Origin of the sequence: Nonomuraea maritima (assembly GCF_900100395.1) — a bacterium.
In the GTDB taxonomy this organism is placed as follows: domain Bacteria; phylum Actinomycetota; class Actinomycetes; order Streptosporangiales; family Streptosporangiaceae; genus Nonomuraea; species Nonomuraea maritima.
The window spans coordinates 54,121-68,991 of sequence record NZ_FNFB01000026.1 but is presented as its reverse complement, the minus strand read 5'-3'; the positions used below and the strand labels follow the sequence as shown (position 1 = coordinate 68,991).

Here is a 14,871-nt window from a genome sequence, read left to right as displayed (position 1 = left end):
AGTGGCGTTCCCCGGGGAGATCGTGCTCACACGGGCGGAGCCAGGTGCGGGTGCTGGTCGCGCTTGCCCGCGCTGTATCCGGCGAGCGCCGCCTCCGTGGCGCTCGTGGTGGCGACCTGCGCGACCGGCACGTCCCACCACGCCTCGGAGGACGGCACGTCGTCGGCCATCCGGTCGGTACGGACGTAGACGACGGTGGTCTCGTCGGACGCGCGGGCCGCGTCGAGAGCCTTGCGCAGGTCGGCGACCGACTCGGGACGCAGCACGGTCGCGCCGAGGCTGGCCGCGTTGGCCGCGAGGTCGACCGGCAGCGGCCCGCCGTCGAACCTGCCGTCGCCGCGGTAGGCGTAGGCGGTGCCGAGACGTTCGGCGCCGACGCTCTCGGACAGGCGGCCGATGGAGGCGAACCCGGAGTTGTCCACCAGGACGACGACCAGCTTGACGCCCTCGGAGACGGCGGTGACGAGCTCCTGGGACATCATGAGGTAGGAGCCGTCGCCCACCAGCACGAACACCTCGCGCTCCGGGGCCGCCATCTTGACGCCGAGCCCGCCGGCGATCTCGTAGCCCATGCATGAGTAGCCGTACTCGACGTGGTAGCTGCCCGGGCCGCTGGGGCGCCAGAGCTTGTGCAGGTCGCCGGGCATCGACCCGGCGGCGCACACCACGACGCCGTCCTCGCCGGCGGCCGCGTTGACCGCCCCGATGAGCGCGGCCTGCGAGATCGGGGTGCCGTCGACCCCGTACGCCGCGTCGACGGCTACGTCCCAGGCCCGGATCAGCTCGCCGGCCCGCTCCCGGTAGGCCGCCGGGGTGCCCCAGCCCGTGCACGCCTCGGCCAGGTCGGCGAGACCCTCGCGGGCGTCGGCGACCAGCTGCACACCGGACAGCTTGGCCGCGTCGAAGCCGGTGATGTTGAGGTTCACGAAGCGGGCGTCGGGCGCGAAGATCGTGCGGGACGCCGTGGTGAAGTCGCTGTAGCGGGTGCCCACGCCGATGACCACGTCGGCCTCGCGGGCCAGGGTGTTGGCGGCGGTGGTGCCCGTCGCGCCGATGGCTCCGAGGGCGAGCGGGTGTCCGTGGGGCAGCGCGCCCTTGCCCGCCTGCGTCTCGGCCACGGGGACGCCGTACCGCTCGGCGAAGGCGAGCAGCTCGTCGGTGGCCTCGCTGTAGAGCGCGCCGCCTCCGGCGACGATCAGGGGGCGGGAGGACGACCTGATCAGCTCCGCGGCCCTGGCGAGCGCCGACCGCTCGGGGCGGGGGCGCGGGATGTGCCAGACGCGGCGGGCGAACAGCTCGTCGGGCCAGTCGAACGCCTCGGCCTGGACGTCCTGCGGCAGGCCCAGCGTGACCGCGCCGGTCTCGGCGGGGTCGGTGAGCACCCGCATGGCCGCGAGCAGCGCGGACGGGAGCTGCTCGGGACGGTTGATCCGGTCCCAGTAGCGGGAGACCGGCTTGAGGCAGTCGTTGACGGAGATGTCGTACGAGCGCTGGTCCTCCAGCTCCTGCAGCACCGGCCCCGCCACGCGGGTGGAGAAGATGTCGCCGGGCAGCAGCAGCACGGGCAGCCGGTTGATCGTCGCGGCCGCCGCACCGGTGATCATGTTGGTCGCGCCGGGACCGATCGACGTGGTGCAGGCCAGCGTGGCCAGCCGGTTGCTCGCACGGGCGTAGCCGGCCGCGGTGTGCACCATGGCCTGCTCGTTGCGGCTCAGGTAGTAGGGCAGGTCGTCGCCGGCGGTGGCGAGGGCCTGCCCGATGCCGGCCACGTTGCCGTGGCCGAAGATGCCGGTGCATCCGGCGAAGAACCTGCGCTCGACGCCGTCGCGCTCGCTCCACTGCGCGGCCAGGAAGCGTACGACGGCCTGGGCGACGGTCAGGCGGGTCATGAGGTCCTCCCGAACGGCAGTCTGGTGTCGATGAGCTGGTGGTCCCACGAGGAGCGGATCCAGGCGTGGCGCGGGTCGTCGCAGAACGCCATCGACCGCTCGTCGGCCGGGCCCGCGAGGACGTTCAGGTAGTAGAGGTCGTAGCCGGGGGCGGCCATGGACGGGCCGTGGTAGCCGTACGGCACCAGGACGACGTCGCCCGACGAGACCTCGGCGAGGGTGTCGATGCGGCCCCGCTCGGAGGAGTAGACCCGCTGGTAGCCGACGCCCTGGTCGGCCACCTCGAAGTAGTAGATCTCCTCCAGCACCGCCTCGCCCGGGTTGGGGGTGTCGTGCTTGTGCGGGGGATAGGACGACCAGTTGCCGCCGGGGGTGAGCACCTCGACGGCCACGAGCTTGTCGCACTCGAAGACGCCGGGGGCGCAGAAGTTGTTGACCTGGCGGCTGGCCTGCCCCGCGCCGCGCAGCTCGACCGGGACCTCGGCGGCGGCGACGTAGCGGGGCGGCAGCGCGCGGGTGGCCCGCGCGGAGGGCAGGGCGACGCGGCCTGCGCCCTCCAGCGTCACCCGCGTGCCGATCGGCACGTACGCGAAGTCGGAGGGCCCGTCGAACACCGATGGCCGCCCGGCGAGGGGGAAGACGTCGTTCGGCAGCGTCACGGTGCAGGAGCCCGCGAGCGGCAGGACGAGCATCTCCTCCTCGCCCGTGTCGAACGACACCGGGGCGTCGGCCAGGTCGACGACCCGCAGCCCGGAGTACGTCCAGCCGGCCGCCGACGGTGTGATCTCCACCGACCATGGGTCGGCGGCGGCCTTGCCGTACGGGAGGTAGGTCATGCTCGCGCCTTTCGCACCAGCGCCGCGGCTCCGTCCACGGCGCTCGCCACATCGTCGTCGGGAGGATAGAGCAAGGCGCGCCCGACGACGAGGCCGCGTACGCCGGGCAGGCTCAGCGCGCGGTGCCAGTCGGCGAAGGCGGCGTCGATGTCGGGCGGGTCGCCGCCGAGGAGCAGGGCCGGCAGCGTGGTGGCGGCCATGACGCGCTCCATCTCGGCCACCGCCGGGATCTTGAGCCAGGTGTAGGCCGACGTCACGCCGAGCGCCTGGGCGACGCTGATCGCCCGGATCACCGCGTCGGGCGACAGGTCGTTGCGCACGGCTCCCGACTCGGTACGGCCCGACCAGAACGGCTCGACCATGGCGACCAGGCGCCTGCGGGCCAGGCCGGTGACGGCGTGCGCGCACGACTCCAGCGTGGCCACGGTCGCGTGGTCGGCGGGGTCGATGCGGCAGAGCATCTTGCCGCCGTCGAGCCGCATGGCGTCGATCGTGGGGGCGTCGTAGCCGGTGAAGCGGTCGTCCAGCTCGAACACCGAGCCCTGCAGGCCGCCGCGGTTCATGGAGCCGAAGGCCAGCTTGCCCTCCAGCGCGCCGAGCAGCAGCAGGTCCTCCAGGATGTCGGGGGCGGCGAGGATGCCGTCGACGCCGGGCCTGGACAGCGCCAGCTGGAGGCGGTCGAGCAGGTCGGCGCGGCTGGCCATGGCGAACGGCCGGTCGCGGACGCCGAGGGCGCCGCGAGCGGGGTGGTCGGCGGCGATGATCAGCATCCGCTCGTCCTCGGTCGGCAGACCGCGCCGCTGCCGGCGGACGGCCGCGGCGTGGATCTCCTCCGGGTTCGTGGCGCGGATGTGGGTGATCCGCTCGTAGCCGGTCGTCCTGGACAGCGTGATGTCGCTCAAGAGGGCACCTCGTTCAGCAGATCCTCCACCTCGACGGTCGTCGGCATGGCGTCGGCGCAGGCCAGGCGGGTGGCGACGAACGCACCGGCGGCGTTGGCGAAGCGCAGGGTGCGCTCCAGCGGCCAGCCGCGCAGCAGCCCGAGGCACAGCGCGCCGCCGAACGCGTCGCCCGCGCCGATCCCGTTGACGACCTTGACCTCCATGGGCTCCACCCGCGCGCTCTCCTCCGCGGTGCGCGCGAACACCCCCTCGGGGCCCATCTTCACGATCGCGACGCGTACGCCGGCGTCGAGCAGGGCCTGGGCGGCGGCCTCGGGATCGCGGACGCCGACGGCGACCTCGACCTCGTCGAGGTTGCCGACCGCGACGGTCGCGTGCGGCAGGGCCAGGCGGGCCGCCTCGTGGGCCGCCTCGCGCGACTCCCACAGGTTCGCCCGGTAGTCGAGGTCGAAGACCGTCCACCCGCCGGGGGAGGCGGCGGTGCGGGCGGCCAGCGCCGCGTGGTGGGCGGCGGCGCTCGGCTCCTTGCTCAGCCCGGTCAGCGAGAACCAGAACAGGTCGGTGCGGGCGATCGCGTCCAGGTCGAGCATGGAGGGGTCGATCCGCAGGTCGGGCGGGTGCTCGCCGCGGTAGAAGTAGATGGGGAAGTGATCGGGGGGGAAGATCTCACAGAAGGTCACCGGCGTGGCCGGACCCTCGATCGTGTGCACGAAGACGTCGTCCACGCCGAAGCCGCGGATGGCCCGGCGTACGTACTCGCCGAACGGGTCGGCTCCCACAGCGGTGATCACGGCGGAGCGCAGCCCGTGGCGTGCCGCGGCGACGGCGACGTTGGTGGGGCTGCCACCGAGGAACTTGCCGAAGGTCTCGACGTCGGCGAGGCCGACGCCGGTCTGGAGCGGATAGACGTCGACACCGCAGCGACCGAATGTGATCAGGTCGTACAAAGCACCTCCTGGTACGGAGCCTACGTTCGACACTATGGCATATTGTCATGACATTCGGATGTCCACTATGTTGCGTCTTGTGCTCCTCGCCGCCGTCAGGAGGCGCGCGCACTTTCGGACAACGAGGTCCGCCCTCTTGGCTCGAAAGTGCAGCGTGTGGGCACTTTCCGGGTTTGCCGAGCCTTTACGTCATCTACATGTCATGACATATTGGCCCATGGCTACTCCCCTTTCGGGACTCGTCGGAGGATGTGCATGGTGCGGAAACGGTCGATGAGTGTGGTCGCGGCGATAGCCGCGGCCGGTCTGGGGTTGGCCGCCTGCGGCCAGTCGTCGGGTGGGGGAGGTGACACCGTCGAACTCACCATCGCCGCCAACGCCATCGCGGGCGGAAAGAACAGCGCCTCGGCCGAGCACATCACGAAGTGGGTCATCCCCAAGTTCGAGGAGGCCCAGAAGGCGAAGGGCAAGGACGTCACGGTCAAGTTCGTGCCCAGCGGTGTCGACGACGAACAGTACAAGACCAAGCTCTCCCTCGATCTGAAGTCGGGCAAGGGCGCGGACGTGTTCGACTTCGACAGCATCTGGGTGGGCGAGTTCGCCGAGGCCGGCTACGTCAAGCCGCTGTCGGAGTTCGTCGGCCCCGAGGCCGACAGCTGGGACGGCTGGGCGCAGATCCCCGGCGCCGTCCAGGAGATGGCGAGCTTCAACGGCAAGAAGTACGCGCTGCCGGTCGGCACCGACGGCCGCGTCCTCTACTTCAACAAGACGCTGTTCGCCAAGGCCGGTCTGCCGGCCGACTGGCAGCCCACGAGCTGGCAGGAGATCCTCGACGCGAGCGCCAAGCTGAAGTCGGCCGGCGTGCCCGTGCCGATCCAGCTCAACGCGGGCACCGCGATGGGCGAGGCCACCTCGATGCAGGGCGCGCTGCCGCTGCTCGCGGGCGCGGGCGGCGAGGTGCAGCAGGACGGCAAGTGGTCCGGCGCCTCGCAGCCGGTCAAGGACGTCCTCGGCCTCTACCAGAAGATCTACGGCGGCGGCCTCGGCGACCCCAAGCTCCAGCAGGAGGCCAAGGGCCGCGACAAGTCGTTCCAGCAGTTCGCCGAGGGTGAGGTCGGCATCCTGCTCGAAGGCGACTACTTCTGGCGCAGCGTGGTCAACCCCAAGACCGGCGTCGCCCCGATGGCCGACCGCGACCAGACCGTCGGGTACGCCATGATCCCGGCGATCGAGCCGGGCAAGGGCATCCACGGCCAGGACTTCGTCAGCATGTCGGGCGGCGGCGTGCGGACCGTCAACCCCAACAGCGCGCACCCGAAGGAAGCCTTCGAGCTGCTCACGTTCATGCTCTCTCCGGACGCGCTGCGCGAGGAGACCAAGGACGGCAACATGCGCATCACCCCGCGCACCGACGTCAACAAGGAGATCCTCGCCGGAGACCCGCTGCTGACGTTCGTCTCGGAGAAGGTGCTGCCGGTGACGGCCTACCGTCCGCCGCTCGCCGTCTACACGCAGGTTTCGGTGGCGCTGCAGGAGGCCACCGCCGCGATCGTCAGCGGCACGGCCCCCGACCAGGCCGCGGCCGACTACCAGAAGAAGCTCGAAGGAATCGTCGGTGGCGCAGGCAACATCGCCTCCTGAGGTCGTGCAGGAAGACAGGTCCCGCCGCGGCGGATACAGCTCCGACGCGGCGGGCCTGGGGCGCGGCAGGGCGGCCGCCTTCGTGGCCCCCGCGCTGCTGCTCATCGCGGTTTTCCTCGTCTTCCCCGCCCTCTGGGTGCTCTATCTCGGGCTCACCAACTACCGGCTCACCGGCGCCGCCGCCGCCGAGCCGCAGTTCGTCGGCCTGGACAATCTCATCGAAGCGGTCACCACCCCCGAGTTATGGAACTCGACCTGGCTGACCCTCCAGTTCGTGCTCGGCTCGGCCGTCATCGGGCAGGTCGTGCTCGGCTTCACCATCGCCTGGCTGATGCGCGACCGCACCGGTCCGCTCAAGCGGGCGGTCGAGGGCCTGGTCATCCTCGCCTGGATCCTCCCGAGCGCGATCGTGTCGTTCCTGTGGGTGGCCCTGCTCGACGCCGACGACGGCACGCTCAACGCGATGCTCGGCATCCCGGGCTTCCCCTGGCTGCTCGACCACCCGATGTTGTCGATCATCATCTTCAACACCTGGCGCGGCACGGCCTTCTCGATGATGTTGTACGGCGCCGCCCTCGGCAACGTGCCGCCCTCCCACCTGGAGAGCGCCCGCCTGGCGGGGGCGTCCGGCTGGCAACAGCTGCGCGACGTGGTCTTCCCGCACATCAGGGGCCACATCCTCACGAACCTGCTGCTGATCAGCCTGTGGACGTTCAACGACTTCAGCCCGTTCCTGCTCACCGCGGGCGGTCCCGACGGCAGGTCCGAGGTGCTGGCCGTGCACGTCTACAAGGTGGCGCTGCAGAGCGGTGAGCTCGGCCACGGCGCCGCGGTGTCCACGGTCATCCTCCTGATCAACCTGGTCGTGGCGGTGTTCTACCTGCGGCTGCTGCGGAGCAAGAAATGACGCGTTTCGTGCTGGGCCGGATCGGCTTCTACACGCTCATCGCCGTGCTGCTGGCGTTCTTCACCATCCCGCTGCTGTGGCTCGTGACGGCGCCCTTCACCTCGAACCCCACGTACGAGGTCAAGGTGCCCGACTTCACCCTGGAGAACTTCCAGGCGGTCATCGACCATCCGTACGCGCTGCCGTCGCTGTGGAACTCGGTCGTGCTGTCCGTCGGGACCGCGCTGCTGGTCGTCCTCCTGGCGGCGCTGGCCGCGTACGCGCTGAGCCGGGTACGGCTGCCCGGACGTGACGCGCTGCTGTACGCGCTGCTGCTGCTGTCGTCCATCATCACGGGGACGGCCGCGATGGTGCCGCTGTTCCAGCTCGCGGTCGAGCTGAACCTCATCGACTCCCAGTTCGGGCTGATCCTCATCCTGACCGGCGGACTGCTGCCCGCCGCGATCTTCATGATGAAGGACTTCATGGACTCCACGCCGAAGTCGTACGAGGAGTCGGCCCGGGTGTTCGGGGCCTCGCCGCTGCAGATCGTCCGGCACGTCGTCGTCCCCCTCGTACGGCCGGGCCTCGCGACCATCGGAGTGTGGGCGGTCGCGAACGTGTGGGGGAACTTCCTGATGCCGTACCTGCTGCTGAGCGACGTGGAGAAGCAGCCGGCGGCGGTCATCACGTACACGCTGTACACCGAGGGCGGACAGGCGAACCTCAAGATGTTGTCCACGTTCGGGCTGCTGTACTCGGTCCCGGTGGTGCTGATGTACCTGTTTGTCAGCAAAAAGTACGGCTTCCGCTTCCACGGAGGGATCAAGCGCTGATGGCTGCCATCGAATTACGGGCGCTGACCAAGGTCTACCCCGGCGGGGTCAAGGCGCTCGACGCACTCGACCTGACCATCCCCGAGGGCGAGTTCTTCGCCCTGCTCGGGCCGTCCGGCTGCGGCAAGACCACGCTGCTGCGCACGATCGCGGGCCTGGAGACGGCCACCGGCGGAGCCGTGGTCATCGGCGACCGCGACGTCACCAACCTGCAGCCGGGCGCCAGGGACATCGCGATGGTCTTCCAGGACTACGCGCTCTTCCCCCACATGGACGTCACCGACAACATCGGCTACCCGCTGCGGATCAAGAAGGTGGCCAAGCCCGCCCGCCGCGAGAAGGCGGCCGAGGTCGGCGCGCGGCTCGGCCTCGACCACCTCATGGACCGGCGGCCGGGCCAGCTGTCCGGCGGCCAGCAGCAGCGCGTCGCGCTCGCCCGGGTGATGGCCACCCAGGCGCAGGCGTTCCTGTTCGACGAGCCGCTGTCCAACCTCGACGCGCGGCTGCGGCTGGAAGCGCGGACGTTCCTCAAGAAGCTGCAGCGCGAGCTGGGCGTCACCACCGTGTTCGTCACCCACGACCAGGCCGAGGCGCTCGCCATGGCCGACCGCATGGCCGTCATGGAGGCCGGGCACATCCGGCAGATCGGCACGCCCGCCGAGGTGTTCCAGCGACCGGCGAACACCTTCGTCGCGTCCTTCATCGGGTCCACCCCGATGAACCTCCTCGACGGCGTCGTCCGCGGTGACACACTGGAAGTGGCGGGTCACTCGGTCGCCGTGCCGACGTCGGCGAAGGGGCGCGTCCCCGACGGCGCCGAGATCGTGTACGGCGTGCGGCCCGAATACATGACCTACGCGGCGGAACCCGCCGAGGGTGCGTTCGGTGGCAAGGTGGCCATCGTGGAGAACCTGGGCGCCACCCACCTCGTGACGCTTGACGTCAACGACGTGACCGTGCAGGCGATCGTCCCCGAGGGCAGTGAGCCTGCGATCGGGGACGACGGCTACGCCCTGCCACGGCACGACCGCGCACTCGTGTATCGAAATGGAGAATTGGTGTGAAAGGGCATTGGACCCTCGATGACCGGCTGGAGCGCATCCTGCGCGAAGTGCCGTTCGAGGTCCCCGCGGGCACGGCGGCCGTCACCGTACGGCTGTCCTACGACCGGTCGCAGGGGGTGATCGACCTCGGCTGCTCCTCGCCGGACGGTTTCCGCGGCTGGTCGGGCGGCGCGCGCGACGAGTACACGATCACGCCGGGCTGGGCGACGCCCGGCTATCTGCCCGGCGAGCCCGAGGCCGGCACGTGGCACGTGTGGCTGCGGCTGCACCGCATCCCGCCGCAGGGGCTCGACTACACGCTCGACGTGACGTTCGAGACCACGGCCCCGCCCGAGCCGGTCGTGGCCGAGCCGCCGCACGGCGAGCGCCCGCCGCGCCGGGACATCCCCGACATCGACGGCCTGCGCTGGTACGCCGGCGACTTCCACGCCCACACCCTGCACAGCGACGGCTCGCTGAGCATCCCGGAACTGGCCGAGCTGGCCCACGGGCGCGGGCTCGACTTCCTCGCCGTCACCGACCACAACACCGTCAGCCACCACCCGTGGCTGCGCAAGGTCGACCGGGACATCATGCTCCTCCCCGGCCAGGAGGTCACCACCGACCGCGGCCACGCGAACGTGTTCGGCGACGTCGGCTGGGTCGACTTCCGTCAGCCCGTCGACTCCTGGGTCGACCACGCCGAGCGCGAGAACGGCATCATCTCGATCAACCACCCGCTCGGCGGCGACTGCGCCTGGCTGCAGCCGGTGACCCGCCGCCCCCGCGTGGCCGAGATCTGGCACTCCGGCTGGTGGGACCGCCGCTGGGGCGCCCCCCTGTCCTGGGCCGGCGCCTGGCGCGACGACCTGGTCGTCATCGGCGGCAGCGACTTCCACCGCATGGGCGAGGACGGCCTGCCAGGCGCGCCCACCACCTGGGTGCTGGCCGACGCCACGGGCCCGACGGTGGACGGCGTGCTGGACGGCGTACGCGGCGGCCGCACCGCCGTCTCCGCCGGGCCTGACGCGCCGCTGCTGCTCCGGCTCGGCGACGAACTGCTCGCCCTGGACGCCGACGGGCTGGTGCTCGTCCGTCCCGACGGAACGCGGCAGGTCGTCCGCGGCGAGCGGGTGCTGCTCCCCGCGATCGAGGGGCCGCACCGGTTGGAAACTCACGAGAACGAGGTGATCGCGCTATGCGCGTGAGGAAAGTCGCCAACGCGCCGGTCAGCTTCGGCGTGTTCGAACTGGTCGACGGACCGGCGCCGCTGACCGCCACCGAGATGATCCACGCTCTGACCGAAGCCGGCTACGACGGCATCGACCTCGGCCCGCTCGGCTACCTGGGCACCGCCGAGACCCTGGCCGATAACCTCGGCAGCCTGTGGCTCGCCGGCGGCTGGATCGACCTGCGCTACAGCGACGCCGAGGAGTTCCGGCGCGGGCTCCCGACCCTCGACGCGACGCTCGACATGTTCGCCGCCGCGCCGGTCGGGCCGCTCCCGCCGCGGCCCACGCTCGGCTGCTCGGGCGCGCCGCACCGCTTCGCCCGTCCCGGAGGGGACACCCCCGGGCTGGACGCCTCGGAATGGCCCGGGTACGCCGCCCGCGTCCAGGAGGCCGTCGACCGGTGCCGCGAGCGCGGCTTCGACCCCGTCTTCCACCACCACCTCGGCACGTACGTGGAGACCGCCGAGGAGACCGAGCGGCTGCTCGAACTGACCGACGTGCAGCTCTGCCTCGACACCGGCCACCTGCTGCTGGCCGGGGGAGACCCCGTCGCGGCGCTGCGCGCGTGGGCCGGCCGGATCGGGCACGTCCACGTCAAGGACGGTGACCTGAAGATCCTCGCCCAGGCCCACGCCGACGGCGTCGACCTGCGCGAGCTGACCCGCCGCGGCGGGTTCGCGCCGCTCGGCCAGGGCGTGCTGGACCTGCCCGCCGTGGTCGAGACGCTCGACGAGATCGACTACTCCGGCTGGGTCATCGTCGAGCAGGACACCCTGCCGGGACGGCGCACCGTCGCCGAGAACATCGCCGACCAGGCGGCCAACCGCCTGATGCTGAAGGAACTGGGACTTTGAGAATCGCGCTTGTCGGGTGCGGAGCCGTCACGCAGGCGGTGTACGTGCCGCTGCTGTCGCGTCGGCGTGACCTGTTCGAGGTGGTCGCCGTCTGCGACCTGTCGCGCACCCTGGCCGACGCCGTCGGCGACCGCCTGGGCGCCACGAGCCGCCACACCTCGGTGGAGGACATGCTCGCCGAGGGCGGCTTCGAGGCCGTCGTCGTGCTGAACTCCGGCTCCCACGGAGAGACCGTGCGCCGCGCACTCGAAGGCGGCTACGCCGTCCTGTGCGAGAAGCCGCTCGCCCTCACGCGTGCCGAGGTGGCCGCGCTGCCCGAGGGACGGCTGATGGTCGGCTACATGAAGCAGTACGACCCCGCGGTCCGGCGGGCCGAGGAACTGCTGGCCGAGCTGGGCGGCCCCGGGGCGATCCGGTCGGTCGACGTGACCGTGCTGCACCCGAGCGGCGCGTCGCAGCTGGCGTTCGCCAACCTGCAGCAGGCCCACGACGTGGACGCCGACCTGCTCGCCTCGCTGCGCGCCGCCGAGACCGAGCTGGTGTCACGCGCGCTCGGCGAGTCGGCGCCGGAGTCCGTCCGGGCCCTTTACGGCGTCTCGCTGGGTTCCATCTGCCACGACCTGTCGCTGCTGCGGCGCTTCACGGGCTCCCCTCGCGAGATCTCGTACGTGGAGACGTGGGGCGAGCAGCTCGGCTCCGTCGAGATCTCCGGGCCGCTGCCCGTCCGCGGCCGGTTCTCCGTCCGCTGGCACTACCTCGAGGACTACCCGGCCTACCGCGAGACCGTGGCCATCCACCACGACAAGGGCACGCTCGAGCTGGTCTTCCCGGCCCCGTACCTGATGAACGCCCCGACCACGCTCACCGTGGTGTCCGGGGGCGAGAGCCGCACCGAGTGGCGCGACGTGACCGAGGCGTTCGAGGTGCAGCTCGCCGCTTTCCATGCTTACGTGAACGAGGGCAAGCAGCCGCTCACCGACGTGGCCGGCGCGCTCGAGGACATCGTGACGGCCCAGCGCATCGCCGCCCGTTACGCCGTCCAGCACGACCTGCCCATCGGAGGAGAGTCCGCGTGAGCAACGAGATCGTCGTCGTCCCGCACACCCACTGGGATCGGGAGTGGTACGAGCCGTTCCAGCGGTTCCGCCTGCGCCTCGTGGCCCTGCTCGACGAGGTGCTCGACACCATGGAGCGCGAGCCCGGCTACCACTTCACCCTCGACGGGCAGCTCGCCTGCGTGGACGACTACCTCGAGGTGCGTCCGGAGAACCGCGACCGCATCGCCGCGCTCGTGGAGTCGGGGCGGCTCGCGGTCGGGCCGTGGCAGATCCTGCTGGACGAGTTCCTGTGCTCGGGCGAGAACATCGTCCGCAACCTCGAACTCGGCATGTCCCGCGCCGACAAGCTCGGCGGCGCCATGCCGGTCGGCTACCTGCCCGACATGTTCGGCCACACCGCCCAGATGCCGCAGATCCTGCGCAAGGCCGGGCTGCTGCACGCGTGCGTCTACCGCGGCGTGCCGTCCTCCGTCGTCACCGACGCGTTCGCCTGGGTCGCCCCCGACGGCACGGCGCTGCGCACCCAGTACCTCCCGGCGGGCGGGTACGGCAACGGCGCGTACATGTTCGCCGACGCAGAAGGGCTCGAGGGCAGGGCCGCCGCGTTCACCGCGACCATGCGTGAGTGGCACGGTCCCGAGGGCCCGCTGCTCGCGATGTACGGCACCGACCACTCCGCACCCGTACGCGGGCTGCCGGAGATGGTGGCCACGATCGGCGCCCGCATGGACACCCTGACCGGCTACATCGCCGCCCACTCCGCCGAGGTGGACGGCCTGCCCAGGGTCGAGGGCGAGCTGCGCTCGCACGCCCGCGCCAACATCCTGCCCGGCGTCATCTCGATCCGCCCGCACGTCAAGCAGGCCATGGGCCGCGCCGAGCGGATGGTCGAACGCTACGCCGAGCCGCTGTCCACCCTCTGGGGCGGCGCGTGGCCGGGCCGCTTCCTCGACATGGCGTGGTGGCGGCTCGTGGACGCCAGCGGCCACGACTCCGTGACCGGCTGCGGCGTGGACGACACCGCCCAGCAGGTCGCCGCCCGCATCGCCGAGGCCGAACACCTCGGCCAGGCCGTCCGCGACATGGTGACCGCCCGTCTGGCGAGCGAGGTGCCCTCCGGCGGCGTGCTCGTGGTCAACCCGACGCCCGCCACCCGGAGCGGCGTCGTGGTCGTGGACGTCGCCGGCACCGACCCGCTCGTCGACGCCTCCGGCCGTCCCGTGCCCGTCCAGCCGCTCGAGCACGCCGCCACGCTGCTGCTCGACGAGGAGATGGACCCGGCCACGGCGCTCACGTTCGTCCACGGCACCGAGCTGTACGGCCAGCACATCACGGGCTGGTCGGTCGAGGACGGCACGCTGACGTTCACGGTGGCCCGCGAGACGACGGTCACCATGGACATGGAGGAGCTGCGCGCGCGGCTCGACGGCGTGACCCGCGTCCGTATCGTCGCCGAGCCCCGCCGTACGGTGGCCGCCCTGGTGGAGGCCCCGCCGCTGGGCCACACCAGCCTCCGCCCCGCCCCGCACGACCAGGCGTACGGCGGCGCGCGGGACGGCGAGCACCACGAGGCGTGCTGGCGCGGCTCCGACGCCGCGCCGCAGCCGGTGCGCGTCGAGGCCGACGTGCTCGACAACGGCCTGCTGCGGGTCGCGATCGCGGCCGACGGCACGCTCACCCTGGTCTCCCGCGACGGGACGACCGTCACGGGCGCGGGCCGCGTCGTCGACGGCGGCGACGTGGGCGACACCTACAACTACGCGCCCCCGGCCGACGACCTGGTGGTCTCCGAGCCGGAGAGCGTCGAGACCGAGCTGATCTGCTCGGGGCCGCTCGTCGCGGCGGTCGAGGTGCGGCGCACGTACCTGTGGCCGGCCTCGGGCGACGGCGTCGAGGGCGCGCCGGAGCTGCCGGCCGCGTCGCGTTCGGCCCGCCTGGAGGAGACCGTCGTCTCCACCCGGGTGGAGCTGCGCGCCGGTGAGCCGTTCGTGCGGCTGCACGTCGAGTTCGACAACCGCAGCGACGACCACCGGGTACGCCTGCACGTGCCGCTGCCCGCCGAGGCGTCGGAGTCGTACGCGGAGGGCCAGTTCTCGGTCGTCCGGCGCGGCACCGTCGCGGAGGCCGGCTGCGGCGAGACCCCGCTGCCGACCTTCCCTGCCTCGTCGTGGGTGGCCGCCGGAGGCGTCGCGGCGCTGCTGGAGCACGTCACCGAGTACGAGCTGACCGGCGGCGAGCTGGCGCTCACGCTGTTGCGCTCGGTCGGTTACCTCTCGCGCAACCGCAACGCCCTGCGCCCCGAGCCCGCCGGCCCGCAGCTGCCCACCCCGGCCGCGCAGTCCCGCGGGCGCCGCTCGGTGAGCCTCGCGCTGATGCCGTACGCGCAGTCGTGGCAGGAAGTGGTCCCGCACGCGGAGGCGTTCCGCCACGACCTGCTCGTGACGCCGGGCCAGGCAGACCCGTCCCTGCCCCTGCCCGCTCCCGCGACCGGGCTCTCGGTGACCGGCGACGGCGTCGTGATGACGTCGCTCAGGGACCGCGACGGCTGGTCGGAACTCCGGGTCGTCGCCCTCACCCCCGACGCCACCGAGGCCGTCATCGCGGGCGACCTCGCGGAGGCCCGCCACGCCGACCTCCGCGGCCGTCCTGGCGCCTCCCTTTCCGTGACGGACGGCGGGCTACGCCTGCCGCTGGGCCCGTGGGAGATCGCCACCATCCAGTTCCGCAAACTCTAGGTAATGTTGATG

Annotated in this window: 12 protein-coding genes; 8 read left to right on the top strand and 4 right to left on the bottom strand. The window is 71.7% G+C overall.

Annotation, left to right across the window (positions count from 1 at the left end):
* Positions 1 to 26: 26 nt before the first annotated feature.
* Genes iolD through iolC form a run of 4 tightly spaced genes read right to left on the bottom strand, consistent with a single transcriptional unit; the run spans position 27 to position 4,574 of the window.
* Positions 27 to 1,889 carry a 3D-(3,5/4)-trihydroxycyclohexane-1,2-dione acylhydrolase (decyclizing) gene (gene iolD / locus BLR04_RS30395; protein WP_090771723.1) on the bottom strand — a complete coding sequence of 621 codons (1,863 nt, stop codon included), beginning with the start codon at positions 1,887 to 1,889 and terminating at the stop codon, positions 27 to 29.
* Entirely contained in the window at positions 1,886 to 2,725 is an 840-nt protein-coding gene (iolB, locus tag BLR04_RS30390; protein WP_090771721.1) for a 5-deoxy-glucuronate isomerase, read from the bottom strand. The genes iolD and iolB overlap by 4 nt, the downstream gene beginning before the upstream one ends.
* A complete protein-coding gene (locus tag BLR04_RS30385) occupies positions 2,722 to 3,627 on the bottom strand; it encodes a Cgl0159 family (beta/alpha)8-fold protein (protein ID WP_393493700.1) in 906 nt (301 codons plus the stop codon). The genes iolB and BLR04_RS30385 overlap by 4 nt, the downstream gene beginning before the upstream one ends.
* Positions 3,624 to 4,574, bottom strand: coding sequence for a 5-dehydro-2-deoxygluconokinase (gene iolC, locus BLR04_RS30380; protein ID WP_090771719.1), 951 nt, complete (start codon positions 4,572 to 4,574; stop codon positions 3,624 to 3,626). The genes BLR04_RS30385 and iolC overlap by 4 nt, the downstream gene beginning before the upstream one ends.
* A gap of 273 nt (positions 4,575 to 4,847) precedes the next feature.
* Here iolC and BLR04_RS30375 point away from each other — a divergent pair, with 273 nt between their 5' ends.
* Genes BLR04_RS30375 through BLR04_RS30340 form a run of 8 tightly spaced genes read left to right on the top strand, consistent with a single transcriptional unit; the run spans position 4,848 to position 14,859 of the window.
* Positions 4,848 to 6,215 carry an extracellular solute-binding protein gene (locus BLR04_RS30375; RefSeq protein WP_090771772.1) on the top strand — a complete coding sequence of 456 codons (1,368 nt, stop codon included), beginning with the start codon at positions 4,848 to 4,850 and terminating at the stop codon, positions 6,213 to 6,215.
* The gene (locus BLR04_RS30370; RefSeq protein ID WP_218129231.1) at positions 6,190 to 7,122 is read left to right on the top strand and encodes a carbohydrate ABC transporter permease; all 933 of its coding nucleotides are present in this window, start codon (positions 6,190 to 6,192) and stop codon (positions 7,120 to 7,122) included. The genes BLR04_RS30375 and BLR04_RS30370 overlap by 26 nt, the downstream gene beginning before the upstream one ends.
* Complete coding sequence (locus tag BLR04_RS30365) at positions 7,119 to 7,937, top strand: carbohydrate ABC transporter permease (protein ID WP_090771715.1); 819 nt, start codon at positions 7,119 to 7,121, stop codon at positions 7,935 to 7,937. The genes BLR04_RS30370 and BLR04_RS30365 overlap by 4 nt, the downstream gene beginning before the upstream one ends.
* Complete coding sequence (locus BLR04_RS30360; protein ID WP_090771713.1) at positions 7,937 to 9,001, top strand: ABC transporter ATP-binding protein; 1,065 nt, start codon at positions 7,937 to 7,939, stop codon at positions 8,999 to 9,001. Before BLR04_RS30365 ends, BLR04_RS30360 begins: the two co-directional genes overlap by 1 nt.
* Positions 8,998 to 10,188 (top strand): CehA/McbA family metallohydrolase, encoded by a 1,191-nt coding sequence (locus BLR04_RS30355; RefSeq protein WP_090771711.1) that lies wholly within the window; start codon positions 8,998 to 9,000, stop codon positions 10,186 to 10,188. Before BLR04_RS30360 ends, BLR04_RS30355 begins: the two co-directional genes overlap by 4 nt.
* Positions 10,179 to 11,066, top strand: coding sequence for a TIM barrel protein (locus BLR04_RS30350; protein WP_090771709.1), 888 nt, complete (start codon positions 10,179 to 10,181; stop codon positions 11,064 to 11,066). The genes BLR04_RS30355 and BLR04_RS30350 overlap by 10 nt, the downstream gene beginning before the upstream one ends.
* A complete protein-coding gene (locus BLR04_RS30345; protein WP_090771707.1) occupies positions 11,063 to 12,142 on the top strand; it encodes a Gfo/Idh/MocA family protein in 1,080 nt (359 codons plus the stop codon). Before BLR04_RS30350 ends, BLR04_RS30345 begins: the two co-directional genes overlap by 4 nt.
* Positions 12,139 to 14,859: a glycoside hydrolase family 38 N-terminal domain-containing protein gene (locus BLR04_RS30340; protein ID WP_090771706.1), complete on the top strand. Its 2,721-nt coding sequence runs from the start codon at positions 12,139 to 12,141 to the stop codon at positions 14,857 to 14,859. Before BLR04_RS30345 ends, BLR04_RS30340 begins: the two co-directional genes overlap by 4 nt.
* Positions 14,860 to 14,871: the final 12 nt, after the last annotated feature.

What these genes read in the sequence shown, in the direction of transcription:
- iolD (WP_090771723.1), bottom strand. Translation starts at nt 1,889, where the DNA reads ATGACCCGCCTGACCGTCGCCCAGGCCGTCGTACGCTTCCTGGCCGCG.
- iolB (WP_090771721.1), bottom strand. Translation starts at nt 2,725, where the DNA reads ATGACCTACCTCCCGTACGGCAAGGCCGCCGCCGACCCATGGTCGGTG.
- BLR04_RS30375 (WP_090771772.1), top strand. Translation starts at nt 4,848, where the DNA reads ATGAGTGTGGTCGCGGCGATAGCCGCGGCCGGTCTGGGGTTGGCCGCC.
- BLR04_RS30365 (WP_090771715.1), top strand. Translation starts at nt 7,119, where the DNA reads ATGACGCGTTTCGTGCTGGGCCGGATCGGCTTCTACACGCTCATCGCC.
- BLR04_RS30360 (WP_090771713.1), top strand. Translation starts at nt 7,937, where the DNA reads ATGGCTGCCATCGAATTACGGGCGCTGACCAAGGTCTACCCCGGCGGG.
- BLR04_RS30350 (WP_090771709.1), top strand. Translation starts at nt 10,179, where the DNA reads ATGCGCGTGAGGAAAGTCGCCAACGCGCCGGTCAGCTTCGGCGTGTTC.